Origin of the sequence: Streptomyces sp. NPDC026092 (genome assembly GCF_040638605.1) — a bacterium.
Classification (GTDB): domain Bacteria; phylum Actinomycetota; class Actinomycetes; order Streptomycetales; family Streptomycetaceae; genus Streptomyces.
This window is the reverse complement of record NZ_JBEZYN010000001.1, coordinates 237366-261789: the sequence shown is the minus strand read 5'-3', so window position 1 is coordinate 261789 and position 24424 is coordinate 237366. Positions and strand designations below refer to the sequence as shown.

The window sequence follows — 24424 nt, the reverse complement described above, 5'->3', positions numbered from 1 at the left end:
TCCACACCCTCGGCCGTACGGGGAGGGCCGCGCCCGGTGGCGTCGCGGACCCTCCCGTACACGTCACGTCATCCGCGGTTGCCGGAGACGGTCTCGCGGGCCGCCCTCAGGGACTCCTTGAGCGAGCCCATGGTGGCGAGGACGGCGGTCGGCTCGTAGCCGCAGTGCGCCATGCAGTTGGCGCAGCGCGGATCCTTGCCCCGGCCGTACTTGTCCCAGTCGGTCTCCTCGATCAGCTCCCGGTAGGTGGGGACGTAGCCGTCGCTCATCAGGTAGCAGGGTCGCTGCCAGCCGAAGAGCGAGTAGTTCGGGATCGCCCACGCGGTGCACGGGAAGTCCGCCTTGCCCTCCAGGAAGTCCAGGAAGAGCGGCGAGTGGTTGAGCCGCCACCGTCCCCGGTTGCCGCCCGCGAAGGCCTTCTTGAAGAGTTCGCGGGTCTGTTCCACGCCGAGGAAGTGCTCCTGGTCGGGGGCCTTCTCGTAGGCATACGCCGGGGAGATCATCATCTCGTCGACCTGGAGGTCGTCGTTGAGGTAGTTGAGCACCTCGATGATGGTCTGCGGGGTGTCGGTGTTGAAGAAGGTCGAGTTGGTGGTGACCCGGAAGCCGCGCCGCTTGGCCTCCTTGATCGCCGCCACCGCCTCGTCGAACACGCCCTCCTTGGCGACCGATTCGTCGTGCCGCTCGCGCAGCCCGTCGATGTGCACCGCGAAGGCGAAGTACCGGGAGGGGGTGAAGTTCTCCAGCTTCTTGCGCATCAGCATCGCGTTGGTGCAGAGGAAGACGTACTTCTTCTTCGCGACCAACTGGCGCACGATCTCGTCGATCTGAGGGTGCATCAAGGGCTCGCCGCCGGCGATGGAGACCATCGGCGCCCCGGACTCCAGGACGGCGCCGACGGCCTGGGCGACCGGCATCCGCTGCTTGAGCACACCGGCCGGGTGCTGGATCTTTCCGCAGCCCTCGCACTTGAGGTTGCAGGCGAACAGGGGCTCCAGTTCGACGATGAGCGGGAACTTGTCCCGCTTGCGGAGCTTCTGTTCGAAGAGATAGGTCCCGACCCGGATGGTCTGACGGAGCGGCATGGCCATAACTCGCTCACCTCCTGGGGAGCAGCAAAGAACGGTGCCATTCGAAGAATGCGGGAAGGACGGCACGAAGTACACGGAACGCCGATATTCCCCCGCGTACCGTGCCGATCCGGACCAGTTCATGTTCTGGAGCGTCCACGACCACCCGTACGGCCGCAACCGGACGCGGTCCGGCCGCCAGCGCGGTACGGAGCGTGGCGGCGGACTCCATGTCGACCGCGATGGCGCCGGTGGCCGCGAGATCGGCCCGCTCGTGGCCCCGGACGACGTGGTCGGAGCAGGTCAGGGGGCCGGTGTGGACGGTGCGCCCGGGCAGCGCCCTGGTCAGGGCCTTCACCAGGAGCTCGGTCCCGACGCAGGCCGTGACGGCGCCTGGGCCGTCCGGTGCGTCAGGGCCGTCCGGTGCGCCCGCCGCGCCCGGACCGCCCCGGGTCTCGTCGGCGACGATCAGGTCTCCGGGGTGCATCCCGGGGGCGAGCCCGGCGCAGAAGCCGGAGGCGATGACGGCGGCGTCCCGCCAGGGCTCCCGTTCCAGGGCCCGGGCGACGCCCCGGCGGGCGTGGACCGGGCCCATGCCGGTGCGCACCACGGTGAAGGGGCCGGGCGCGCCGGTCCGGTCACCGCTGCGCAGGGCGAGCTGCTCGATGCCGAGCGCGCAGGCGATCAGCAGCGGCGGTGCGGAGCCGGCCGGCGGCCCCGGCTCTTCGCCCATCAGGCCTCCCTGATGACGGTCGGTTCGCCGTTCACGTAGCGGCCGAGGGCCGTGAGCGGGAAGACCTGCCGGTAGAGGTGGTAGTTGATGGAGAAGTCCCAGGGGAAGCCGGTTCCGGTGAAGTACGGCTCGTCCCAGGAGCCGTCCGCGTTCTGTGTCGCGGCCAGCCAGGCGACGCCCCGTTCCACCGCCTTGCTCTCGCGTCCGTCGGCGGCGAGGAGGGCGAGCAGCGCCCAGGCGGTCTGCGAGGCGGTCGAGGCGGGGCGCCCGAGCCAGGGCTGCGGCTTGTACGACCGCAGGTCCTCGCCCCAGCCGCCGTCCTCGTTCTGTACGGACTCCAGCCAGGCGACGGCCCGGCGGATCGCCGGGTGGGAGCGGGGCAGCCCGGCGGCGGTGAGCGCCGGAACCACCGAGCCGGTCCCGTACACGTAGTTGACGCCCCAGCGTCCGAACCAGGCGCCGTTCGGCTCCTGTTCGGCAAGCAGCCACTCGACTCCCCTGCGGGTACGGGGGTGCTGGGCCCTGCCCTCGTAGGCGAGCATCTCCACCACATGGGCGGTGACGTCGGCCGAGGGCGGGTCGACGACCTCGCCGAAGTCGCAGAACGGCAGCCGGTTGGGGAAGGGGCTGGTGTTGTCGGCGTCGAAGGCGGCCCACGCGCCGTTCTTCGACTGCATGCCGAGGGTCCAGCGGCCGCCTCGCGCGATGGCCGCCTCGGTCCTGGCGGGGTCGGGGTGCTTGACGCGGCGCAGCGCCAGGATGACCTCTGCGGTGTCGTCGATGTCCGGGTAGTTGTCGTTGTGGAACTCGAACGCCCAGCCGCCCGGGGGCAGTCCGGGCCGCCTGACGGTCCAGTCGCCGGGGCGGACGATCTCCTCGCCGAGCATCCAGTCGGCGGCCCGGACGAGCGCCGGGTGGTCGGCCGGGAGGCCCGCGTCGGCGAGCGCGATCGTGGCGAGGCAGGTGTCCCAGACGGGCGACTGGCAGGCCTCGATCATGCGCGATCCGTCCTCGCGCCGGACGGCGAACCGGTCGAGCGACTCGAGTCCCGCCCGCATGACGGGGTGTTCGAGGTCGTAGCCGAGCAGGCGCAGGGCGATCAGGGAGTAGACGGCGGGGGGCTGGATGCCGCCCCAGCAGCCGTCGTTCTCCTGGCGTTCGACGATCCAGCGGGCGGCGACGTTCATCGCGGCCTTGCGCAGCCGGCGCGGGGCGACCTTGTGGTAGACGTGCAGGGCCTTGTCGAGCCGCTGGAAGACGCCGTCCCAACTCGCGGCGGGCGCGAGGGGTTTCACCGGGTTCGGCCGCTCCGGGTCGGTGTGCAGCTCGTCCAGCGAGAAGGGCGCGGGCCGCACCGGCCGCTTGGCGGAGACCACGGTGAGCGGCACGATGGTCTGCCGGGCCCAGCAGCCGAAGTCGTAGATGTTGAGCGGGAACCACTTCGGCAGGAAGATCAGCTCGGGCGGCAGCTCGGGCAGGTCGTCCCACTTCCACCAGCCGAAGAGGGCGAGCCAGATCCGGGTGAAGACCCGGGCGGCCGCGATCCCTCCCTTGTCCCGGATCCAGGCCGCGGCCCGGGCCATGTGCGGGTCCTCGGGCCTGTCCCCTGCCAGGCGCAGCGCGACGTAGGCCTCGATGGTGGTGGAGAGCTCGCCGGGTCCGCCGTAGAAGGTGGCCCAGGTGCCGTCCTCGCGCTGCTCGCCGCGGATGTACAGGGCGGAGGCGCGGGTGGTGGCCTCGTCCCGGATGCCGAGGAACTGGCGCAGGAGGAGGTCTTCGGCGTCCATGGTGACGTTGGTCTCCAGGTCGCCCTTCCACCACCCTTCCGCGTCCTGGCGGCCGAGCAGGTGGGCGATGGAGCGTTCCGTCGCCCGCGCGGCCGCCTCGTCGAGGCCGCCGGGGGCGTGTGTGGTGGTGTCGCTGGCCGCGGTCGTCCGGGGGCGCATGGCCCCGGCGCTTCCGTCGGTCGTCGCTGTCATGGCTTCCCCTTCGTGCAGGCGGTGTACTGGTGCGTACGTTCTGCTTCACTCGGGTCTGCCGTCGGCCGGTGCACTGGTGGCACCGGCCGGCGACCGCGCACTCATATCAGGGTGATGGTGATCATCTCTTCCGTACGACGACGAAGTCGGCGAGCGCGGTGAGCTGGGCCCGGACGCGCTCGGGCATGTCCACCTCGTGCAGGGCACGGACGGCGATGGTGTGCTGGCGGCGGGCCTCCTCGGAGGTCCACTCCCGCCCGCCGGCCTCCTCGATGAGGGCCGCGCGGGTGGCGAACTCCTCCTCGGAGAAGGTGTCGAAGTCGTTGCTCTTGGCGTCGGCGGCGAGCAGTTCGCCGAGCCGCTCGGAGGCCGGTCCGCCGGCCGCGAGGGCGGCGACGACGGGCAGGGACTTCTTGCGCTGGCGCAGGTCGCTCCAGGTCTGCTTGCCGGTGGACTCCGGGTCGCCCCAGATGCCGAGGAGGTCGTCGACGGCCTGGAAGGCGAGGCCGAGATGGTAGCCGTACTCCTCCAGCTTGTCGGCCGTGCGGTCGTCGGCGCCGCCGAGGACGGCGCCGATGGAGACGGCGCAGGCGAGCAGGGCGCCGGTCTTGTTGCCCTCCATCTCCAGGCACTCCTCGACGGTGACCCGCTCGCGGTGCTCGTAGGAGATGTCCTGGGCCTGCCCGTCGATGAGCTTGCGGGTGGCGGTGGTCAGCCGGCGGGTGGCGCGGCCTGCCTCGACGGTGCCGAGTTCGAGCAGCAGCTCGTTGGCGAGCGCGAAGAGCGCGTCGCCGACGAGGATCGCCTGCGCGGGCCCGTGCACCTTCCAGACGGTGTCGCGGTGGCGCCGCTGCTCGTCTCCGTCCATCAGGTCGTCGTGCAGCAGCGAGAAGTTGTGGACCAGCTCCACGGCGACGGCGCCGGGGACGCCCACCTCGGGGGCGACACCGGCGGCCTCGGCGGAGAGCAGGGCGAGGGCGGGGCGTACGGCCTTGCCGCTGTCGGCGTCGGTGGGGTTGCCGTGGGCGTCGATCCAGCCGAAGTGGTAGGCGGCGACGGTGTCCATGGGCGGGGCGAGCCGGTCGACGGCGGCCTTCAGGACGGGGGTGGACAGGGTCCGCCCGCGCTCCAGCAGAGCGGTGACGTCCGCGGTGTCGACGGCCGGGTTCACCGGGGGCACAGTCGGCACGGTCTCTCCTCTTGTTCCAGTACTCACACTCATGCCGCCTCCTGCAGCGGATGTTCATGGCGGCGGCCGAGGGCGGCGAGCGCGGCGCCCGCGGCGCTGAAGCCGCTGCGGACGGCGCCCTCCATGGTCGCGGGCCAGCCGGTGGCGGTCCAAGCGCCGGCCAGGTACAGGCCGGGGGCGTGGGTGCGGGCGGCGGGGCGGAGCCGCCCGACGCCCGGGGTGGGGGCGAACGTCGCCGTCCGCTCCCGGGTGACGAAGAAGTCGCGGACACCGGCGCCGCGCGCGGCGGGCAGCAGCCGCTCCAGCTCCGGGAGGTAGCGCTCGCGCAGGGCGGCGACGGGCGCGTCGATCTCGTCCTGGGCGGCGGACTGCGAGACGGCCAGGTACTGTCCCACCCGTCGCCCACCACCACCCTTGTTCGAGGGCCCTTCGGGCCCGCCCCTCAGCAGCCCTGAGGAGTCGGTGCGGTCGAAGACCCACTGCACCGGGGAGCCGAGTGCGGTGAAGAAGGGCTGCTTCAGCACCTTGCGGTCGTAGACGACGTGCACGTTCAGGATGGGCGCGGTGCCGATGTCGAGGAGCCGGTCGGGGTCGTCGAGGGCGCCTTCGGGGAGCAGTTCGCGGGTCTCGCGCTGCGGGACGGCGAGGACGACGGCGTCCGCCTCCAGGGTCTCCCCCGGTACGTCGACGGCCCAGCGGCCGTCCTCCGTACGGGAGATCCGCTCGGCCTTGGTGCGCAGTTCGGTGCGGACGCCGAGGGAGTCGAGGGCCTTGCGGGCGAGGGTGTCGTGCAGCTCGCCGAGGGGCACGTGGGCCCAGCCGATGTCGGCGGCGCCGGGCTCGGAGAGCAGTCCGGTCTTGAAGACCATGGCGGCCAGGCCCATGGAGGCGTCCGGCGCGGTGGCGTTGAGGGTGGCGACGCCGACCAGGTCCCAGAGGGCCTCGATGGCGCGCGGGGACTGGCCGTGGCGGCCGAGCCAGGTGGCGAAGTCGATGCCGTCGAGGGCCGGGTCGGCGGGGTCGAGGCCCTTGAGCGCGAGCGCGGCGCGGCCGACGCTCGCCCGTTCGGCGAGGGAGAGGTGCGGATAGGTCGCCAGGCTCCTGGCGAGGTGCAGCGGTACGGGCAGGTTGGTGCGCCGCAGCCGGCCGAGGCGGGGGCCCCGGGGGTGGGCGACGTCCAGGACGGGCACGTCGAGCCGGTCCTGGAGCGGCGCGAGGTGGGCGCCCTCGACCCGGTCGAGGAACCACCGGTAGGCGGTGCAGCAGCGCAGGTAGACGTGCTGCCCGTTGTCGACGGTGAGTTCGCCGCGGCGGAAGGAGAACGCCAGCCCGCCGAGCCGCGGACGGCCTTCGAGGAGCGTCACGCGCAGCCCGGCGTCGGCGAGTTGGAGAGCCGCGGTGACTCCGGCGAGCCCGCCGCCGACGACGACGGCGTGCGCCGCGGCGCCGTCCCGGCCCGTCTCACGCTCGGTCATGCCGTCTCCCCTCGGGCCGTCGCAGGCAGGGACGCCGTCGTACGGCGCGGGGTTGCCCGGTGCCGGGCCGCGGACCGTCGCATCAGGCACGCCTCCTGACGATCCGTCGGGAGACGTGGCGGGTGTCGAGGCCGGAGAGGCCGCGTACGGCGACGTACGCCTTCTCCCGGCCGGGCAGGGAGACACGGCCGCGCAGCACCGCCTCCGGGTCGCGCTCGATCCGGTCGAGGAGGCGGCGGTAGATCCCGGCCATCGCGGCGACGCAGGCGCCGCTGCGCCGGTCGAGCATGGGCAGGAGCCGGTAGCCCTCGGCGAACAGGGCGCGGGCGCGGCGGACTTCGAAGTGGACGAGGCCGGTGAAGTCGGATCCGGCGGGCGGGGTCTCGCTCCCGAAGCCGTCGCCGCAGCCGAACTTGGCGAGGTCGTCGGCGGGCAGGTAGGTGCGCCCGTTGCCGGCGTCCTCGCGGACGTCCCGGAGGATGTTGGTGAGCTGGAGGGCGAGGCCGAGGGTGTCGGCGTACTCCGAGGCGCGTTCCACGCCCTGCGCGCCCGGCTGCGTGCCGAACACGCCGAGCGAGAGCCTGCCGATGGCGCCCGCCACGCACCGGCAGTAGACCTTGAGGTCGTCCCACGTCTCGTACGTCTCGCCACGCACGTCCATGAGGACACCGTCGATGAGCTCGTCGAGGCCGCCGAGCGGGATCGGGAAGCGCCGGGACGCGTCGGCGAGGGCCACGGCGACGGGGTCGGTGTCGTCCTCGTCGACCTTGTCGTGCCGCACCCGGTCAAGGAGTGTGCGGGTCGCCTCGAGCCGCTCCCGCTTGGCCTCGGGCGCGAGCGGACCGTCGCCGATGTCGTCGACGCGTCGCGAGAACGCGTACAGCGCGGACATGGCCTGTCGCTTGTCGGTCGGCAGGAGCCGGATCCCGTAGGCGAAGTTGCGCGCCTGCTGTCCGGTGACCGCCTCGCAGTAGCTGTACGCGGCCTGCACCGGCGCCGACGTCTCCGTCTGTCCCTCCACGGTCCGGCTCACCCCTCTCTCCGCGCTCGCAGCAGGACCGTTCCCGCTTCGCGCATCAGACTCGGCTTCGTGGGCTTGGGGGGCGCCGGCAGGACGTCGAACCCGGCGGCGGCGATCGCGTCGAGCGCGGCGAGTCCGCCTGCCGTGAAGCCGGCGAGGAGCAGCCGCAGCCTGCCGCGCACGCTGCCGACCAGCGGGGTGCCGTCGCGCAGCAGGGTGCGGGCGCGGTCGGCCTCGAAGGCGATCAGGGCGCGGACCGAGGCGTTCGCGGTCGGCCGGGCGAGGTCGTCCTCGGTGACGTGGAAGCGCTTCATGTCCTCGGCGGGCAGGTAGATCCGGTCCCGGCCGAGGTCCTCGGAGACGTCCTGGAGGTGCTCGACGATCTGGAGGGCGGTGCAGACGGCGTCGGAGCGGCGGACGCGCTCGGGGGTGGCGGTTCCGGTGATCCCGAGGACGAGCCGGCCGACGGGGTTGGCGGAGAGTTCGCAGTACGCGAGGAGGTCGTCGTACGTCTCGTAGCGGCGCACCAGCTGGTCCTGGCGGTTGGCCGCGATCAGGCCGAGGAAGGGCTCGGGGGTGAGGCCGCGGCTGCGCACGGTCGGCTGGAGGGCGCGGAGCAGCGGGTGGTGCGGGGTCCCGTCGAAGACCCGCATCAGGTCGGCCTCGAAGGCGTCGAGCAGGGCGAGGCGGTCCTCGGCGCGTTCGGGGGCGACGCCGAGGTGGCGGGCGTCGGCCCCGCCGGGTGCGAGGTCGCCGTCGCCGATGTCGTCGACGAGCCGGGCGAAGCCGTAGACGGCCATGAGGTCGTCGCGCCAGGCGCGCGGCAGGAAGAAGGGGGCCACGGGGAAGTTCTCGTCCGCGGCCTTGTCGAGGGTGGTGCGCGAGGAGGCGTCGGGGCGCACCTGCCGGGTTCCCGTCACTGGCCGCTGCCCGACGCGGGGACGGCGACACCCTCGTGGAGCTGGAGATTTCGCGTCATGGCCGTCACATCTCCTGTTCTACACTGCCGATCCAATCCATCCTATTTCGGACACGCCACCGGTCCGCCACGGACGGCCCACCGCCTGACGCCCGAGGATGCCTAGGGGTTATCGACCCACTTGCCACGAATCAGCACCGCTACAGCTTACGTTGTACAACGCCGAGTGCCTCGTCGGGGTGCCGGGCGCTTTGCGAAAAGAACACCCGGAACGTCAACCCGCCCCAGGGGAGCGGAAGTTCAGCTTCCCACCCGCGCCCGGCCGGCGCGGGCCCCGGAGACGACCAGGGCGAGGGTGGACTCGACGACGTCGGCGCGGCGCTGCTCCGGGAGGCCGCCGAGCGGGCCGTCGAGGAGCAGAAGTGACAGTCCGTGCACGGCCGACCACGCGGCGGCCTCCGCGGCGGGCCGGGCGCGCCGCGGGATACGGCAGGCGCCGATCAGGGCGTGCACGGCCTCCGTGAGCAGGGCGAACGCGCGGATCTCGGGTTCGGGTTCGACGGGGCGGCCGAGCGGCACCCAGGCGTCCCCGCAGGCCGCGCGCGGGGTGCAGAAGGCCGCCCGGTAGAGGCCGGGGTGCTCCAGGGCGAAGCCGACGTACCCGCGGCCGAGGGCGGCGAGGCGCAGTTCGGCCGCGACGGTGGGGTCGTCGGCGCCGGGGACCCGCTCGGCGGCCCGCTCCATGGAGTCGGCGAGCGCCCGCTGGGCGTGGGTCTTGACGGCCTTCAGCAGCTCTCCCCTGCCCTCGAAGTGCCGGTAGGCGGCGGTGGGCGAGACCCCGACCCGGCGGGCCGCCTCGCGCAGCACGACGCGTTCGGGACCCCCCTCGGTGGCGAGGTCGACGGCGGCACAGATCAGCGCGTTGCGCAGATCGCCGTGGTGGTAGGTCTTTCCCCCGGTGATCGCTGCCATGGGCTCATCCTGCCCGATGTTGACCGCATGAACATTCCAGGTGGGAGGCGGCGAGCGGGCCGGGGAACGCGAAGGCCCCCGCCGGCTCGGCGGGGGCCTTCGTACGGGGTGCGGACGGGCTACCTCGCGGTCTCGCGCTCGTACGCCCGCATGACTTCCTCGGTGGGGCCGTCCATCAGGAGCTCGCCCTTCTCAAGCCACAGGACGCGGTCGCAGGTGTCCCTGATCGACTTGTTGCTGTGGCTCACCAGGAAGACCGTGCCGGCCTCCTTGCGGAGCTCCCGGATGCGCTCCTCGGAGCGGATCTGGAACCGGCGGTCACCGGTCGCCAGGGCCTCGTCGATCATGAGGACGTCGTGGTTCTTCGCGGCCGCGATGGCGAACCGGAGCCGGGCGCCCATGCCGGAGGAGTACGTCCGCATCGGCAGGCTGATGAAGTCGCCCTTCTCGTTGATGCCCGAGAAGTCGACGATGCTCTGGTAGCGCTCGCGGATCTCGTCCTTGCTCATGCCCATGGCCAGGCCGCCGAGGATCACGTTGCGCTCACCCGTGAGGTCGTTCATCAGCGCGGCGTTGACGCCGAGCAGCGAGGGCTGGCCGTCGGTGTAGACCTTGCCGCTCTCGGTGGGGAGCAGGCCGGCGATGGCGCGCAGCAGGGTGGACTTGCCGGAGCCGTTGCTGCCGATGAGGCCGATGGCCTCGCCCCGGTAGGCGGTGAAGGTGACCCCGCGTACGGCGTGCACCTTGCGGACGCCGCGGGAGACCTCGGCCTTGCCCTTGCCGACGATCCGGCTGAGGGCCGCGGTAGCGCTGCCCTTGCCGCCGCCACCGGTGTTGACCCGGTAGACGATGTGGACCTCGTCGGCGATGACGGTGGGAACGCGTCCCTGGGTGGTGTCAGCCACGGCCGTACCTCTCCTCGGCCTTCCAGAAGTAGACGAAGCCGCCGATGCCGGCGGCGAGGGCCCAGCCGAGGGCGGTGGCCCAGACGTGGGTCGGCAGGTTCTCGGCACCGTAGCCGTCGATCAGCGCGAAGCGGATCAGGTCCATGTAGACCGCGGCCGGGTTGTACATGAGCACGTCGGCGATCCAGGCCGGCTTGTCCGAGAGCATCACCGGGATGGAGAACATCACGCCGGAGGCGTACATCCAGGTGCGCATGACGAACGGCATCAGCTGGGCGAGGTCGGGCGTCTTGGCGCCCATCCTGGCCATGATCATGGCCAGTCCGACGTTGAACACGAACTGCAGGAACAGCGCGGGGACCAGCAGCAGCCAGCTCAGCGAGGGGTAGCTGCCGAAGGCGATCGCGACGGCGGCCAGCACGATCATCGAGTACAGCAGCTGCTGAAGCTGCTGGAGCGCGAACGAGATGGGGAGCGTGGCACGCGGGAAGTGCAGCGCCCGGACGAGGCCGAGGTTGCCCGAGATCGCCCGCACACCCGCCATGACCGAGCTCTGGGTGAAGGTGAAGACGAAGATGCCGGTCACCAGGAAGGGGATGTAGACCTCGGTGGTCATGCCCCGGCCGGCTTCGAGGATGAGACCGAAGATCAGGTAGTAGACCAGAGCGTTCAGCAGCGGGGTCGCCACCTGCCAGATCTGACCGAGCTTCGCCTGGCTGTACTGCGCCGTCAGCTTCGCCGAGGAGAAGGCGAGGATGAAGTGGCGCCGCCCCCAGAGCTGGCGGATGTACTCGAAGAACCCGGGCCGGGCCCCGCTGACCGACAGACCGTACTTGGTGGCCAGCTCGGCCGCGGTCAGGCGGTCGTCGACGGATGGCGGGGCGCTCGTCGCGACCGCACCGTCGTGGGTTGTCTCACTCACAGGTCGGAACTTTCGTATTCAGATGCGCGGTGGTCAGGCACCACGTGTCAGACGACGGGCGGGCGTCCCAGTCGGGTCAGCCGCCACACCGTACGCCATTTCATGGGCCGGCGCGGTCCGCAGGGGGTGGCCCAGCCTTCGCGGAAACCGCCGAGCCACGCCTTGAGCGCGGGGCCCGAGGGACGCCGCGCGAGGGTCAGGAGCAGCCAGACACCGAGATAGACCGGAACCAGGAGTGCGGGGAGGTTGCGCCGGGCCAGCCATACCCGGTTGCGGGCCACGTTGTAGTGGTACGTCGCGTGCCGGGACGGTGGCGTGGTGGGGTGGAGCAGCACCATGTCGGAACGGTAGTCGATCATCCAGTTGGCGTCGAGGGCCCGCCAGGCAAGATCCGTCTCCTCGTGCGCGTAGAAGAACTCGTCGGGCAGACCGCCGACTTCGTCGAGGACCTGGGTGCGGACGGCGTTGGCGCCGCCGAGGAAGGTGGTCACGCGCGAGGACCGCATCGGGTCGGCGGCGCGCAGCCGGGGGACGTGCCGGCGCTGGGTGAGACCGGTCTCCGGGTCCGCGATCCGGAAGCTGATGATGCCGAGCCGCTCGTCGGCCGCGAAGGCCTCGCGGACCAGCTCGGCGGTGTCGCCGCGCTCGAGCAGTCCGTCGTCGTCCAGGAAGAGCAGGGCGTCGACGGGACCGCAGGGGCCCCCGGGGCCGAAGGCCTCGATGCCGACGTTGCGGCCGCCGGGGATGCCCAGGTTCTCGGGCAGGTCGATGGTGTGGACGCCCTCGGGCACCCCCGTGACGGGGGCGCCGTTGCCGACGACGACGACCTCGACCGGGTCGCCCTCCTGCTTGGCCACCGATTCGAGCAGCGCGCGCAGGTCGTCGGGGCGGTTGCCCATGGTGATGATGACGGCGCCCAGCTTCATCGGCGTCCTCACGCTCGTCCCCCTGCTCGTCGTCATGTCGCTCATCCGCCCGCTCCTGGCCATGTCAGCCGGTCCTCACTTCAGCCGGCTCGACGCCAGGATCGACACCAGGTGCAGCACCGTCTGGAGGAGCGCGATGGCCGCGAGGACCGCGACGCCGAGGCGGGTGAAGAACAGGTCGCCCCGGACCGTGTCGAGGATCGCGAGGACCAGGATCAGCAGGGAGGCCTCGATGCCGAGGACCAGGCGGTGGAACTTCAGCGCCGCGGCCGCCCGGCGGGCGAGGGCCATGCCGGAGGAGCGGGGCTCGCTCGCCGCCTCCTTGACCGGCGGCATCCCGCCCTGGTGGCGGGCGACGCCGACGAGGTCGGTCTCCGCCTTGATCAGGATGGCGCCGAGCGCGGCCAGGGTGCCGAGGAAGGCCCACAGCCAGTCGATCCGGCCACCGCCCCACAGGTCGGCGGCGCGCAGCCCGAAGCCGACCAGGACGGCCGCGTCGCACAGGTAGGCGCCGACGCGGTCCAGATAGACGCCGGAGAGCGAGAACTGCTTCTTCCAGCGGGCGACCTCGCCGTCGACGCAGTCGAGCAGCAGGTAGAGCTGGACGGCGACGACACCGAGGACCGCGCCCCAGATGCCCGGCACGAGCAGGGCGGGGGCCGCGAGGACGCCGCAGATCGTCATCACGTACGTCAGCTGGTTCGGCGTGATCTTGGTCTTGACCAGGTGACGGGTGATGCGCAGCGAGATCTCGCGCATGTACAGGCGGCCGCCCCAGTGTTCACCGCTGCGCCGGTCCTTCACACCGGCCGGGTGCACGACCGGGCGGAGCTCAGCTACCGATGGCTTTTGCATAGTCGGCGTACGCGTCCCTGATCTGGTCGTCGGAGAGTTCGAGGTGTTCGAGGATCGTGAAGCGGCCGGGGCGCGTCTGCGGGGCGAAGGCCACGGCGCGGACGAACTCGTCCACGCTGAAGCCCATCTCCTGCGGGGTCACGGGCAGGCCGTGGCGGCGCAGCGTCTCGACGATCTGGAGCGAGCCCTCGGCGGCACCGCGCAGGTGCATCGCGAAGGCCGCGCCGAGTCCGCACTGCTCGCCGTGGCTGGCGGCGCGCTCCGGGAAGAGCAGGTCGAAGGCGTGGCTGATCTCGTGGCAGGCGCCCGAGGAGGGCCGGCTGTCGCCGCTGATCGACATGGCGATGCCGGACATCACCAGGCCCTCGGAGAGGGTGACGAGGAAGTCGTCGTCGCCGACGCCGCCGGGGTGGCGCAGGACCGCCTCGCCGGCGCTGCGGGCCATGGCCGCGGCGAGGCCGTCGACCGGCTCGCCGGTCTCCCGGTGCGAGAGCTCCCAGTCCGCGATGGCGGACAGGTTCGAGACCGCGTCGCCGATCCCGGAGCGGACGAAGCGCACCGGGGCGTCCCGGATCACGTCGAGGTCGATGACCAGCGCGATCGGGGTCGGCACACCGTAGGAGCCGCGCCCGTTGTCGTTGTCCAGGGTGGAGATCGGCGAGCAGATGCCATCGTGCGACAGGTTCGTGGCGATGGCGACCAGCGGCAGCCCGACCCGGGCCGCCGCGTACTTGGTGACATCGATGATCTTGCCGCCGCCGAGGGCGACCACGGCGTCGTACCGCTTGCCGCGCATCGCGTCGGCGAGCTTGACCGCCGCGTCGATGGTGCCGCCGTCGACCGGGTACCAGTCCGCGCCCGGCAGCTCGGGCGCGAACTGGTCACGCAGCTTCAGGCCCGAGCCACCGCTGATCGCGACGGCGATCCGGCCGTTGCTGGAGATCCGCTGGTCCGCCAGGAGGCCGGCGAGGTCGTCCAGCGCTCCCCGGCGGATGTCGACGACGACCGGCGAGGGGATCAGCCGGGTCAGTACTGGCACGCGATCTCACGGCCCTTCGCGAGGTCGTCGTGGTTGTCGATCTCGACCCACTTGACGTCGCCGATGGGCGCCACGTCGATGGTGAAGCCGTCGTCGACGAGCTTCTGGTAGCCGTCCTCGTAGTAGAGGTCGGGGTCGCGCTCGAAGGTGGCCTTCAGCGCGTCGGCGAGCGCCTCGGCGGCCTCGGGCTCGATGAGGGTGACACCGATGTACTCGCCGGTGGCGGTGGCCGGGTCCATGAGCTTGGTGATCCGCTGGACACCCTTGCCCTCGGCCGTGATGACCTTCATCTCCTCGTCGGCGAGGTTCTTCACCGTGTCGAGGGCGAGGATGATCTTCTGGCCGTCGCCGCGCGCGGCGAGCAGGGTCTTCTCGACGGAGACCGGGTGGACGGTGTCGCCGTTGGCGAGGATCACACCGCGCTTGAGCACCTCACGGGCGCACCACAGGGAGTAGGCGTTGTTCCACTCCTCGGCCTTGTCGTTGTCGATCAGCGTGATCGACAGGCCGTACTGCGCCTCCAGGGCCTCCTTGCGCGCGTACACGGCCTCCTTGCGGTAGCCGACGACGATGGCGACCTCGGTGAGGCCGACCTCCGCGAAGTTCTTCAGCGTGAGGTCGAGGACGGTGGTGTCACCGTCGACAGGCACGAGGGCCTTCGGAAGCGTGTCGGTGTAGGGGCGCAGACGCCGTCCGGCACCGGCTGCCAGTACGAGGCCAATCATGCTGTTTCTCCTTCGTCATGTACGGCAGGTGCTCCGGAGGACACCCAGAAACGGATGGACTCCACGAGCACCACGAGCGCGATGGCGACCGCGAGGGCGGTGAGCGCCAGGGCGAAGTCGTCGCCCCGGCTCGCCAGCAGGGCGGCGAGGACCGTCACCAGCAGGACGCGGCCCTCGTGGCCGCCGATGGTGCGCACCAGCCAGGTGGGCGGGGCGCCGGTGCCGCCGCGGATGCGGTACACCGTGTCGTAGTGATGGTAGGCGACGGCCGCCACGAGCCCGTAAGCCGCGGGCAAGGCACCGTTCACCTCGGAGCGGGCGGCGAGGATCAGGACCAGGCCGTACTCGGCGGCCCGGAAGATCGGGGGGACGAGCCAGTCGAGGGCGCCCTTGAGGGGGTGCCCGACGGCGACGCCCGCGGCAAGGACGTACACGACGCCGGCCAGGACGACCCAGTAGCTGCCGACGCTCTTGTCGCCCGCCTCCACCAGCAGGATCGCCGCTCCGACGGCCGCGGCCAGCGGGGCGGTCCAGCGGCCCCGGGTGCTGCCCGGCGAGTGCGCGATGAACTGCGCGATCGGGCCGCTGTCCGCCAGGTCGGCGAGCGCCTGGGCGGCTCGGTCCGACCGCTTCGCCTTGCGGGTCAGCGAGCGGAGCACGCGGCCCGCGGTGGTGTAGCAGGCGCCGAAGGCGCAGCCGATGATCAGCGCCCAGAAGGTGATCCGAGGGGTGGTGACGGCGGTGAGGACCGCGATCATGGCCCAGCGTTCACCGATCGGCAGGATGATCATCCGCCGGACCCAGACGGTCCAGCCGACGCTGTCGAGCCTGCTGGAGAGCGCGGCGGTGGGGCTGGTGTTGGCCGTGGCGTCGTGGTTGGCCTCGTTGAACGAGAAGTCCACGACGTGCCGGCAGGTCATGAGGACCATCGCGCCGAGCGCCAGCGCCCAGACGTCGTCGCCGTTGCGGGCCGCGCCGAGGCCGAGGCCCGCGTAGAAGGCGTACTCCTTGGCGCGGTCGAAGGTGGCGTCGAGCCAGGCGCCCATCGTCGAGTACTGCAGGGAGTAGCGGGCGAGCTGCCCGTCGGTGCAGTCCAGGACGAAGGAGACGAGGAGGAGCACCCCGGCGGCGATGTATCCGCCGCGCTCGCCCGTGGCGGCGCAGCCGGCGGCGACGAGCGCGGTGAGCAGCGAGGCCGTGGTGACCTGGTTGGGGGTGAAGCCTCGCCGGGCGCACCAGCGGGCGATGTAGCGCGAGTACGGGCTGATGGCGAAGGTGGTGAAGAAGCCGTCGTGGGCCTTGACCGCGGAGCGCAGTCGTACGGCCTCGTCGTCGACGGCGGCGACGGCGGCGCGGGCCTCGTGGCGGGCCTCGGCGTCGGTCGGCACGGCGGCGACGAGCGTGCCGAGCGCGGGCCGGTGCACGGCGACGCCGTCGGCGTCGAGGGCCTCGGCGAGGGCGTCGGGCAGGCCCTCGCCGGTGACGGCGGGCGCCGCGGGGGCGCCGGGCACCGTCGCGTACGCGTCGGTCAGCGCACGGGCGAGCGCGGGGCGGGCCTCGGGCTGCGCACTGAGCGCGCCGGGCGCCGCGGCGGCGGGGAAGCGGGGGTCGGTCAGGGCGAGGCGCAGGGCGTGGAGGTGTCCGACGAAGCGCGGGTCGACGACGGCGACCCGTTCACCGGCCGGTACGGCGGCGAGCAGCGCTCCCGTGTCCTGCGGGCCGGAGGCGACCCGCACGTCGAAGCCGAGCGACCGCAGATCGCCGTCGAGCGACGATCCGGGTACCGGAGGACCGGTGAGGATGGCGGTCGACAGACGAACTCACTCCTTGGAGCTGACGGGCGGGCCCTCGGGCCTCACGGCACGGCCCCGGGCACGGCGGCTCGGCCCGGCATCGGGCGGCGGCACGTCGGCTGAGGCTATCGGATGAACATGACCGGAGTTCACCGAGGCTTTGCGGGGCGGATTCCCCCGGGCCCACTCGAATCCTTCCGAGTGCGCCAGGCCCCACGGAGATCATCATGGGTGATCGACCCGCCACCCCACAAACCGTGTGTGAGGGCCGTCCCTACCCACCTTCTCGCGCCGTACCGCCGAACGCGCATCACCGCAGGTCAGCCGAGCTGACAACGGTGTTCAGTGCCGTGTTGCACATACCCCCCACCCGTAGTTCACTGGCGAATCGGAGCGACTCGCGGTGACGCGAAACACGGGATTTCGATACGAGTTCGACACGAGGGAGAGGCGACGTCATGGGGGCTGGACACGACCACGGGCACAGCCACGGAGGACCCCCGCCCACGGGGACCGCGGCGGCTGCCTACCGGGGCCGGTTGCGGATCGCGCTCGCGATCACGCTGTCCGTGATGGTGGTCGAGATCATCGGTGGCATCGTCTCCGACTCGCTCGCCCTGATCGCCGACGCGGCCCACATGGCGACCGACGCGGTCGGCCTCGCGATGGCGCTGCTCGCGATCCACTTCGCCAACCGCCCGCCCACCGAGAACCGCACCTACGGCTTCGCGCGGGCCGAGATCCTCGCCGCCCTCGCCAACTGTCTGCTGCTGCTCGGCGTCGGCACCTATGTGCTGTACGAGGCGATCCAGCGGTTCATCGAGCCCGCCGAGACCAAGGGCGGACTGACGATCATGTTCGCGCTGATCGGCCTGGTCGCCAACATGGTCTCGCTCTCCCTCCTGGTACGCGGCCAGAAGGAGAGCCTGAACGTGCGCGGCGCCTATCTGGAGGTGCTCGCGGACGCGCTCGGCTCGGTGACGGTCCTCGTCTCGGCCGGCATCATCCTTGCCACCGGCTGGCAGTACGCCGACCCGATCGCCTCGATCCTGATCGGCCTGATGATCGTGCCGCGCACGATCAAGCTGCTCCGCGAGACGCTGGACGTCCTCCTGGAGGCGGCGCCCAAGGGCGTCGACATGGCGGAGGTCCGCGCGCACATACTGGCGCTGCCGGGCGTCGAGGACGTCCACGACCTGCACGCCTGGACGATCACCTCCGGCATGCCGGTGCTCTCCGCCCACGTGGTGGTGGACCAGGCGGCGCTCGACTCCGTCGGCCACGAGAAGATGCTGCACGACCTGCAGGGGTGCCTCGGCTCCCACTTCGACGTGGAGCACTGCACCTTCCAGCTGGAGCCCGTGGGGCACGCCGCGCACGAGGCCAAGCTCTGTCTGTGAGTTCTGACCGTGGGCGCTGTCCGTGAGCCCTGTTAGGCTTGATCGACACGCGTTCGAACCGAGTGCGTGAGATGCGTGAGGTGAGAGAGGAGCTGAGGTTGATGACCGTCGCGATGGAGGCTGCCCAGTGCGGCAGCGCCCGGTCCAGCTTCAGCTTCCGGGTCCTCGGCTGACCTGATCCCGGTTCTTCCGAACCGATCACCCGTCGGCCCGGGGCCCTCTCACAAAGGGTTTCCCACGTTGTCCGACAACAACAACGCATCTCACGACGCCTTCTGGGCCCTGCACCACGGCCTTCCGCGCCAGGGTCCGGGCTCCGACGCCACCACCCGCCGTCTGCTCGCGCTCTCCGGTCCGCTCCCCGAGCGGCCCCGTGTGCTCGACCTCGGCTGCGGCCCCGGCCGCTCCGCGCTGCTCCTGGCCGCCGAGGCCGGGGCGGAGGTGACGGCCGTCGATCTGCACCAGCCGTTCCTCGACGAGCTGCGTCGGGCGGCCGACGCCCGCGGGCTCGGCGACCTGATCCGTACGCTCGACGCCGACATGGGCGAGCTGCCGTTCCCCGACGGGTCCTTCGACCTCGTCTGGGCCGAGAGCTCCGCCTACGCCATCGGCTTCGACACCGCCCTGCGCTCCTGGCGCCGACTCCTCGCCCCCGGTGGCACCCTCGTGCTCACCGAGTGCGAGTGGACGGTGGACGAGCCGAGCCAGGAGGCCCGCGCCTTCTGGGACGAGCACTACCCGCTCCGCACCCGGTCCACGAACACCGCGGCGGCCGTCGAGGGCGGCTATCACGTCCTCGGAGTCGTACCGCAGCCCGAGAGCGACTGGGACGAGTACTACGGTCCGCTCGCCGAGCGGGCCGACGCCGCCGATCCCGGCGCTCCCGGCATGGACCGGACCCTCGCCTCGACCCGCGCGGAGCTCGCCATGCGCCGCGACCACGGCGGCGAGTACGGCTACACCGGATACGTCCTGCGGCCCGCCGACCCCCGGTGGCGGACGCGGGCGGAGACCGCCGCCGACATCCGTTCCGTATGGGAGATCAACGCGGCGGCCTTCGAGACCCGGGGCGAGGCCGATCTGGTCGACGCCCTCCGCGCGGACGCCGGGGCCTGGCTGCCCGGGCTCTCGTTCGTGGCCGAGGCCCCGGACGGCTCGATCGCGGGGCACGCGCTGATCACCCGCTGCCACGTCGACGGTGTTCCGGCCACGGCGCTCGCGCCCGTCGCCGTCGCACCGGAGTACCAACGGCAGGGCGTCGGGGAGGCCGTCACCCGGGCGGTGCTCGACGCGGCGCGGCTGCGCGGCGAACGGCTCGTCCTGGTACTCGGCCATCCGGAGTACTACCCCCGGTTCGGGTTCGTACCCGCGTCTGAATATGGAATCCGGCCGTCCTTCGACGTGCCGGACGAGGCCATGAGGGCGCTCGTCCTCGACGGCTCCCACCCGGTCCCGTCGGGCACGATCCAGTATCCGGCGGCCTTCGGCGTCTGACGCCCCGCCCGCTCCCGCCGCTCCGGTGTACTCCGGAGTGGTGGGAGCGGGCCATGTCCGGCCTCCTGAAGTACGGACAAGCGGCTTTTGTGCGGCAGACTGAGGGAGCCCCTCCGGGCCGAGACCGAAGCGAAGGACGGTTATGCCGACCACAACAGCCAGCGTGGCTCACACCTCGTCGAACGGTGTCCAGCCGACGGGAGCCCAGGCGTCGATCATGCTCGAACTGGTCGACGAGAACGGCATCACCATCGGTACGGCGGAGAAGCTCGCCGCCCATCAGGCCCCCGGGCAGCTCCACCGGGCCTTCTCCGTCTTCCTCTTCGACGAGGCCGGCCGGCTGCTGCTGCAGCGGCGCGCGCTCGGCAAGTACCACTCCCCCGGAGTCTGGTCCAACACCTGCTGCGGCCACCCCTACCCGGGCGAGGCGCCGTTCGCGGCCGCCGCCCGGCGCACGTACGAGGAGCTGGGGATCTCGCCCTCGCTGCTCGCCGAGGCGGGCACGGTCCGCTACAACCACCCCGACCCGGCCTCGGGCCTGGTGGAGCAGGAGTACAACCACCTCTTCGTCGGCATGGCGCAGGCCGAACTGCGGCCGGACCCGGAGGAGGTCGAGGAGACCGCCTACGTGACGGCGGAGGAGCTGATGGAGCGGCACGCGAGCGCGCCGTTCTCCGCCTGGTTCATGACCGTCCTGGACGCGGCACGTCCGGCGATCAAGGAGCTGACGGGTCCCGCCGGGGGCTGGTGATCCCGGGCACGGCCGGGGGGAGCGCCGACGGCGCCTCCCCCGGCGCCGCGTACCCCGGGATCAGGGGCAGCGCGGCCCAGATGATCTTCCCGCCGCTCGCGGTGTGCTCCACGTCGCAGGCGCCGCCGGACTCCAGGGCGATCTCCCGGACCAGGAGCAGCCCGCGGCCGCCCGTCTGACCGTAGTCCGCCTCCAGCGCCTTGGGGCGGTACGGATGGTTGTCCTCGACGGACACCCGGACCCACTCCGCGCCGATCGCCACCTCCACCGCCACCTCGGGGGAGAGCAGCGCCGCGTGCTTGACGGCGTTGGTGACCAGCTCCGAGACGATCAGGAGCAGGCCGTGGACCGTGTCGTCGTGGACCGGTACTCCCTGACGGACCAGCAGGTCCCGTACAGCGTGCCGGGCCTGCGGAACAGAGACGTCGACCGCGGGAGCGGTGAAGCGCCAGACCCCTTCGTAGGACGGTGGCCGTGCGGGGACGTTCCCGCTCCCCATAGTCCGGCTCCCACCCTCGTGCTCGATTGTCGCCACACGTCAAGTCTTGGCAATCCGCAGGTCCAGACCGGGCTACTGACCAGAAGTCGACACTTATCGACCACAAATTGATCGGGTGAGTATGCCAACGTCAGTTGTTCGACCGCTCCTGACGCTCCGTTGACACCTTCGGAGGGGTGCCCGGCGACTCGTCCGGTGCGGCGGTGGCCCAGCGGTGCGACGACGTCGACGATACGCCGACCGAGGCCGCACCCTCGACCCTTGCCGATCGTACGGTCGGGGTGCCCGGATAGCATCCGGCGCATGGAGCCCACCGAGCCGCAGCTGAAGGTCGTCGTCGCCGACGCGGTCGCCACCGTCGTCATCGCGAACCCGGCCAAGCGCAACGCGATGACGGCCGCGATGTGGCGGTCCCTGCCCGAGCTGCTCGCGCCGCTCGCCACCGACCCCGAGGTCCGCGCGCTCGTGCTCACCGGCGAGGGCTCCACCTTCTGCGCCGGCGCGGACATCTCGACGCTGCGGGAGCCGGGCGACGAGCAGCAGTCGCTCGCGGTACGGGCCGAGGAGGCGCTCGCCGCCTTCCCCAAGCCGACGCTCGCGGCCGTCCGCGGCTTCTGCGTGGGCGGCGGCAGCCAGCTCGCCGCCGCCTGCGACCTGAGGTTCGCCGAGGAGGGCGCGCGGTTCGGGGTCACCCCGGCGAAGCTCGGGATCGTCTTCCCCGCCTCCTCGACCCGCAGACTTGCCGCCCTGGTGGGGCCCGCGGCCACCAAGTACCTGCTCTTCTCCGCCGAGTTGATCGACGCCGAGCGGGCGCTGCGCACCGGGCTCGTGGACGAGGTCCTGCCGGTGGGCGAACTGGACAAGCGGGTGGCCGAGTTCACCCGAGTGCTCGTCGGGCGCTCGCTGCTCACCCAGGCGGCGGCGAAGGAGTTCGCGGACGGCCGCACGGACCGGGACGCGCACTGGGCCGAGCAGGCACGCGGCAGCGGCGACACCGCGGAGGGGGTCGCCGCCTTCCTGGAGCGCCGCGCGCCCCGCTTCACGTACGGCCTCTGATTCCCCGGCCGGGGTCCGCTCAGCTCTTTTCGGCGAGGTCCTTCGTGGCCGTGCCGCGCCAGTGGGCGACGATCGCCGCCGGGGCCTTCTCCGGGGAGCCCGCGTCGTACGGCGGCTGAGGGTCGTACTCGGTCAGGAGCTGGATGGTCTGGGCGGTCTCGTCGCCGGCGATCCGGCCGATGAGGTGCAGCGCCATGTCGATGCCGGACGAGACGCCGGCGGCGGTGACGTACTTGCCGTCGAAGACGACCCGCTCGCCGGTGGGCTCGACGCCGACCGCCCGGAGCTCGTCGAAGGCGAGCCAGTGCGTGGTGGCCCGGCGGCCGTCGAGCAGGCCCGCGGCGCCCAGGATCAGGGAACCGGTGCAGACGGACGTCGTCCAGGTGCTCGTCGCGTCGGCGGTACGGAGCCAGTCGAGGATCTCCGGGTCGTTCATCGCCTCCCGGGAGTCGGGGCCGCCGGGGACGAGGACGATGTCCGGGTGCGGCACGTCCGCGAGGGTCTTGTCGGCGACGAGCGCGAGGCTGCCCTGGTCGTTGCGGACGGGCCCGGCCTCCTTGGCGACGAAGACGGTCTCGGCCCCGGGGATGCGGGCCAGGAGCTCGTACGGGCCGACGGCGTCGAGGGTGGTGAAGCGCTCGTAGAGCAGGACGGCGATCTGCACGGTGGGGTCCCTTCGGTTCAGTGGGTGGTCTGCGGTGTGTTCGGTACGGGTGCGTGGAAGCGGCGGCGGTAGTCCGCCGGGGCGGTGCCCATGGCCTTGACGAAGGCTCGGCGCATGGCCTCGGGGGTGCCGTAACCGGCGGCCCGGGAGACCTCCTCGACGCCGTCGACCGACTCCTCCAGGAGCCTGCGCGCGTGTTCGAGCCGGACCCGGTCGACGTACCGGCCCGGCGTCGTGCCGGTCTCCGCCTGGAAGGCGCGGGCGAAGTGGCGCGGTGACAGCCGGGCCCGGGACGCAAGGGCCTCGACGGAGAGGTCTCCCGCCGGGTGTTCGGTGATCCACTGTTGGAGGTCCCGCAGCGGCGCGCGCTGGGCGGTCTGGGCGGCGAGCTGGGCGCTGAACTGTGCCTGGTTGCCCGGGCGGCGCAGGAAGACGACCAGGTGCCGGGCGACGGTCAGCGCGGTGTCGCGGCCCAGGTCCTCCTCCACGAGCGCGAGCGCGAGGTCGATGCCCGCGGTCACACCGGCCGACGTGGAGACGCGGCCGTCGCGGACGAAGATCGGGTCCGGGTCCACGTCGACCTGCGGATAGCAGCGGGCGAGGTGGTCGCAGGCGATCCAGTGGGTGGTCGCCCGGTGGCCGTCGAGGAGCCCGGCCTCCGCGAGCAGCAGGGCGCCGGTGCAGACGGAGACCAGGCGTTCGGCGCGCGGGGCGTGCTCGCGCAGCCAGTCGATCAGGCGCGGGTCGGGACGGCGGGTGCCCTCGCCGCCGGGGACGAGCAGGGTGTGCGGGCGGTCCGCGGCGGCGAGCGTCGTGTCCGGGAGCAGCCGCAGGCCGCTCTGGGTGCGGACCGGTCCCCCGTCGAGCGAGGCGGTCACGATCGGGTAGGTGCCGCCACCGGCGCGGCCCGCGCCGGCGAACACCTCCACCGGTCCGGTGACATCCAGGCTCTGCACGTCGTCGAAGAGGACGACGAGCACGGGTCGCTTCGTCATGTGCACCATCCTTGGCGGAGCGCGTGACGTCCGCAATGACGAAGAACCCACCTTTCCTGCCATCGGAACGGGGACGCGTCCCCCGGGGTTCCGGTCGTACCGACCAGTCGGTAACGTTCCGTCCATGACCTCTCTGCCGCCCCGCGCGGGCCGCCGCTGCCACCACATGCTGAACCCGATGCACTCCACGGTGTACTTCTCGCCCGACCTGGACACCGAGTTCAAGGCCCTCGGCTTCGAGGACCCGTCGGCCATGCGGCTCGCCTCGCGCAGTGCCGCGATGGGGGCGGTCGGTGCGGGAACCGTCGCCGCGGCGTTCTACAACTACAACGTCGAGATGCTGGCCCGGCACCTGCCCGCCGTCTGGGACATCGCCTCGCCCGCCGAGGTGGGGGCCGCACGGCTGCGGGCCGTGGACAGCACCCTGCGCCGGCTCCTCGGCGAGGAGGCGATCGCCTCGGCCGAGATGACGGAGGCCGCCGAGCTCGCGCTGCGCGCCACCGAGGCCTGCACCCGGCACGCCCGGCCGCTCTACTCGGCCCACGCCGACCTGCCGGTCCCCGAGGCGCCGCACCTGCGGTACTGGTACGCCGCGACGCTGCTGCGCGAGCACCGCGGCGACGGCCACCTGGCGGCCCTGCTGACCGTGGGCCTCGACCCGCTGGAGGCGATGGTCAGCCACACGGCCACGGGCCTGGGCATGAACCCGCGCTGGGCCCTGGGCACCCGGGGCTGGGGGCGCGCCGACTGGGACGCCGCCGCCGAGCGGCTGCGGAAGCGCGGGCTGATCGACGCGGAGGGCGAGCTCACCGCCGCGGGCACGGCGCTGCGCGAGGAGCTGGAGGAGCGGACGGACCAGCTGGACACCGCCCCGTACGAGCACCTGGGCGCGGCGGGCGTGGAGCGGCTCACGGAGCTGGGCAAGGCCTTCCGGAACGCGGCGTTCCTGGCCGGCGCCTTCCCGACGGACCTCAACGCCAAGAGCTGACCCGAGGCCGCCCGCGGTCCGCGGCCGCGCCACCGGACACGGCGGGGCCGGGGC

The 24424-nt window shown here is 72.1% G+C and carries 23 protein-coding genes; 5 read left to right on the top strand and 18 right to left on the bottom strand.

Annotated features, from left to right (window positions below):
• Positions 1–68: 68 nt before the first annotated feature.
• The 15 genes from hpnH to AB0F56_RS01110 form a co-directional block, all read right to left on the bottom strand.
• Complete coding sequence (gene hpnH / locus AB0F56_RS01180) at positions 69–1091, bottom strand: adenosyl-hopene transferase HpnH (protein WP_362002704.1); 1023 nt, start codon at positions 1089–1091, stop codon at positions 69–71.
• Between the two features lie 7 nt (positions 1092–1098).
• Entirely contained in the window at positions 1099–1803 is a 705-nt protein-coding gene (locus tag AB0F56_RS01175; RefSeq protein WP_362002702.1) for a 1-hydroxy-2-methyl-2-butenyl 4-diphosphate reductase, read from the bottom strand.
• Positions 1803–3782, bottom strand: coding sequence for a squalene--hopene cyclase (gene shc / locus AB0F56_RS01170; protein ID WP_362002700.1), 1980 nt, complete (start codon positions 3780–3782; stop codon positions 1803–1805). The genes AB0F56_RS01175 and shc overlap by 1 nt, the downstream gene beginning before the upstream one ends.
• Positions 3783–3903: 121 nt before the next feature.
• Complete coding sequence (locus tag AB0F56_RS01165) at positions 3904–5004, bottom strand: polyprenyl synthetase family protein (RefSeq protein ID WP_362002699.1); 1101 nt, start codon at positions 5002–5004, stop codon at positions 3904–3906.
• Entirely contained in the window at positions 5001–6446 is a 1446-nt protein-coding gene (gene hpnE / locus AB0F56_RS01160) for a hydroxysqualene dehydroxylase HpnE (protein WP_362002697.1), read from the bottom strand. The genes AB0F56_RS01165 and hpnE overlap by 4 nt, the downstream gene beginning before the upstream one ends.
• A gap of 82 nt (positions 6447–6528) precedes the next feature.
• The gene (gene hpnD, locus AB0F56_RS01155; protein ID WP_362002695.1) at positions 6529–7479 is read right to left on the bottom strand and encodes a presqualene diphosphate synthase HpnD; all 951 of its coding nucleotides are present in this window, start codon (positions 7477–7479) and stop codon (positions 6529–6531) included.
• On the bottom strand, positions 7476–8387 hold the full coding sequence (gene hpnC / locus AB0F56_RS01150) for a squalene synthase HpnC (protein WP_362002694.1): 912 nt from the start codon (positions 8385–8387) through the stop codon (positions 7476–7478). Before hpnC ends, hpnD begins: the two co-directional genes overlap by 4 nt.
• 299 nt (positions 8388–8686) lie before the next feature.
• Positions 8687–9358, bottom strand: a complete 672-nt coding sequence (locus AB0F56_RS01145; RefSeq protein WP_362002692.1) for a TetR/AcrR family transcriptional regulator — start codon at positions 9356–9358, stop codon at positions 8687–8689.
• A gap of 119 nt (positions 9359–9477) precedes the next feature.
• Positions 9478–10263, bottom strand: coding sequence for an ABC transporter ATP-binding protein (locus AB0F56_RS01140; protein ID WP_362002690.1), 786 nt, complete (start codon positions 10261–10263; stop codon positions 9478–9480).
• Positions 10256–11185 (bottom strand): ABC transporter permease, encoded by a 930-nt coding sequence (locus AB0F56_RS01135; RefSeq protein WP_362002688.1) that lies wholly within the window; start codon positions 11183–11185, stop codon positions 10256–10258. Before AB0F56_RS01135 ends, AB0F56_RS01140 begins: the two co-directional genes overlap by 8 nt.
• Before the next feature lie 47 nt (positions 11186–11232).
• The gene (locus tag AB0F56_RS01130; RefSeq protein ID WP_362003195.1) at positions 11233–12111 is read right to left on the bottom strand and encodes a glycosyltransferase; all 879 of its coding nucleotides are present in this window, start codon (positions 12109–12111) and stop codon (positions 11233–11235) included.
• A 75-nt stretch (positions 12112–12186) separates the two neighbouring features.
• Complete coding sequence (locus AB0F56_RS01125) at positions 12187–12966, bottom strand: CDP-alcohol phosphatidyltransferase family protein (protein ID WP_362002686.1); 780 nt, start codon at positions 12964–12966, stop codon at positions 12187–12189.
• A complete protein-coding gene (locus AB0F56_RS01120; protein WP_362002685.1) occupies positions 12944–14005 on the bottom strand; it encodes an iron-containing alcohol dehydrogenase family protein in 1062 nt (353 codons plus the stop codon). Before AB0F56_RS01120 ends, AB0F56_RS01125 begins: the two co-directional genes overlap by 23 nt.
• Positions 13993–14730, bottom strand: coding sequence for a phosphocholine cytidylyltransferase family protein (locus tag AB0F56_RS01115; RefSeq protein WP_362002683.1), 738 nt, complete (start codon positions 14728–14730; stop codon positions 13993–13995). Before AB0F56_RS01115 ends, AB0F56_RS01120 begins: the two co-directional genes overlap by 13 nt.
• Positions 14727–16544 (bottom strand): DUF5941 domain-containing protein, encoded by a 1818-nt coding sequence (locus AB0F56_RS01110; RefSeq protein WP_362003193.1) that lies wholly within the window; start codon positions 16542–16544, stop codon positions 14727–14729. Before AB0F56_RS01110 ends, AB0F56_RS01115 begins: the two co-directional genes overlap by 4 nt.
• 437 nt (positions 16545–16981) lie before the next feature.
• On the opposite strand from AB0F56_RS01110, the gene AB0F56_RS01105 reads away from it, so the two are divergent.
• From AB0F56_RS01105 to idi, 3 genes are all read left to right on the top strand, one after another.
• Entirely contained in the window at positions 16982–17923 is a 942-nt protein-coding gene (locus AB0F56_RS01105; protein WP_362002681.1) for a cation diffusion facilitator family transporter, read from the top strand.
• 240 nt (positions 17924–18163) lie between these two features.
• On the top strand, positions 18164–19417 hold the full coding sequence (locus AB0F56_RS01100; protein ID WP_362002680.1) for a bifunctional class I SAM-dependent methyltransferase/N-acetyltransferase: 1254 nt from the start codon (positions 18164–18166) through the stop codon (positions 19415–19417).
• 142 nt (positions 19418–19559) lie between these two features.
• Positions 19560–20168 (top strand): isopentenyl-diphosphate Delta-isomerase, encoded by a 609-nt coding sequence (idi, locus tag AB0F56_RS01095; RefSeq protein WP_362002678.1) that lies wholly within the window; start codon positions 19560–19562, stop codon positions 20166–20168.
• On the opposite strand, the gene AB0F56_RS01090 is transcribed toward idi, so the two are convergent.
• Complete coding sequence (locus AB0F56_RS01090; RefSeq protein ID WP_362002677.1) at positions 20134–20667, bottom strand: ATP-binding protein; 534 nt, start codon at positions 20665–20667, stop codon at positions 20134–20136. The two genes, idi and AB0F56_RS01090, sit on opposite strands and share 35 nt — an antisense overlap.
• A 303-nt stretch (positions 20668–20970) precedes the next feature.
• Here AB0F56_RS01090 and AB0F56_RS01085 point away from each other — a divergent pair, with 303 nt between their 5' ends.
• Positions 20971–21723 (top strand): enoyl-CoA hydratase/isomerase family protein, encoded by a 753-nt coding sequence (locus AB0F56_RS01085; protein WP_362002675.1) that lies wholly within the window; start codon positions 20971–20973, stop codon positions 21721–21723.
• Between the two features lie 19 nt (positions 21724–21742).
• Here the strand turns inward: AB0F56_RS01085 and AB0F56_RS01080 are convergent, their stop codons facing one another.
• Positions 21743–22387: a DJ-1/PfpI family protein gene (locus AB0F56_RS01080; RefSeq protein ID WP_362002673.1), complete on the bottom strand. Its 645-nt coding sequence runs from the start codon at positions 22385–22387 to the stop codon at positions 21743–21745.
• Between the two features lie 17 nt (positions 22388–22404).
• Positions 22405–23382 (bottom strand): GlxA family transcriptional regulator, encoded by a 978-nt coding sequence (locus tag AB0F56_RS01075; RefSeq protein ID WP_362002671.1) that lies wholly within the window; start codon positions 23380–23382, stop codon positions 22405–22407.
• 124 nt (positions 23383–23506) lie between these two features.
• Between AB0F56_RS01075 and AB0F56_RS01070 the strand changes: the two genes are divergently transcribed.
• The gene (locus AB0F56_RS01070; RefSeq protein WP_362002669.1) at positions 23507–24370 is read left to right on the top strand and encodes a hypothetical protein; all 864 of its coding nucleotides are present in this window, start codon (positions 23507–23509) and stop codon (positions 24368–24370) included.
• Positions 24371–24424: the final 54 nt, after the last annotated feature.

Excerpts from the sequence above, each read along its gene's own strand:
- AB0F56_RS01175 (WP_362002702.1), bottom strand. The coding sequence starts at position 1,803 with ATGGGCGAAGAGCCGGGGCCGCCGGCCGGCTCCGCACCGCCGCTGCTG.
- hpnE (WP_362002697.1), bottom strand. The coding sequence starts at position 6,446 with ATGACCGAGCGTGAGACGGGCCGGGACGGCGCCGCGGCGCACGCCGTC.
- shc (WP_362002700.1), bottom strand. The coding sequence starts at position 3,782 with ATGACAGCGACGACCGACGGAAGCGCCGGGGCCATGCGCCCCCGGACG.
- AB0F56_RS01145 (WP_362002692.1), bottom strand. The coding sequence starts at position 9,358 with ATGGCAGCGATCACCGGGGGAAAGACCTACCACCACGGCGATCTGCGC.
- AB0F56_RS01085 (WP_362002675.1), top strand. The coding sequence starts at position 20,971 with ATGGAGCCCACCGAGCCGCAGCTGAAGGTCGTCGTCGCCGACGCGGTC.
- AB0F56_RS01165 (WP_362002699.1), bottom strand. The coding sequence starts at position 5,004 with ATGAGTGTGAGTACTGGAACAAGAGGAGAGACCGTGCCGACTGTGCCC.
- AB0F56_RS01115 (WP_362002683.1), bottom strand. The coding sequence starts at position 14,730 with ATGATTGGCCTCGTACTGGCAGCCGGTGCCGGACGGCGTCTGCGCCCC.
- AB0F56_RS01075 (WP_362002671.1), bottom strand. The coding sequence starts at position 23,382 with ATGACGAAGCGACCCGTGCTCGTCGTCCTCTTCGACGACGTGCAGAGC.
- AB0F56_RS01090 (WP_362002677.1), bottom strand. The coding sequence starts at position 20,667 with ATGGGGAGCGGGAACGTCCCCGCACGGCCACCGTCCTACGAAGGGGTC.
- AB0F56_RS01125 (WP_362002686.1), bottom strand. The coding sequence starts at position 12,966 with ATGCAAAAGCCATCGGTAGCTGAGCTCCGCCCGGTCGTGCACCCGGCC.
- AB0F56_RS01130 (WP_362003195.1), bottom strand. The coding sequence starts at position 12,111 with ATGAAGCTGGGCGCCGTCATCATCACCATGGGCAACCGCCCCGACGAC.
- hpnH (WP_362002704.1), bottom strand. The coding sequence starts at position 1,091 with ATGGCCATGCCGCTCCGTCAGACCATCCGGGTCGGGACCTATCTCTTC.
- AB0F56_RS01105 (WP_362002681.1), top strand. The coding sequence starts at position 16,982 with ATGGGGGCTGGACACGACCACGGGCACAGCCACGGAGGACCCCCGCCC.
- idi (WP_362002678.1), top strand. The coding sequence starts at position 19,560 with ATGCCGACCACAACAGCCAGCGTGGCTCACACCTCGTCGAACGGTGTC.
- AB0F56_RS01070 (WP_362002669.1), top strand. The coding sequence starts at position 23,507 with ATGACCTCTCTGCCGCCCCGCGCGGGCCGCCGCTGCCACCACATGCTG.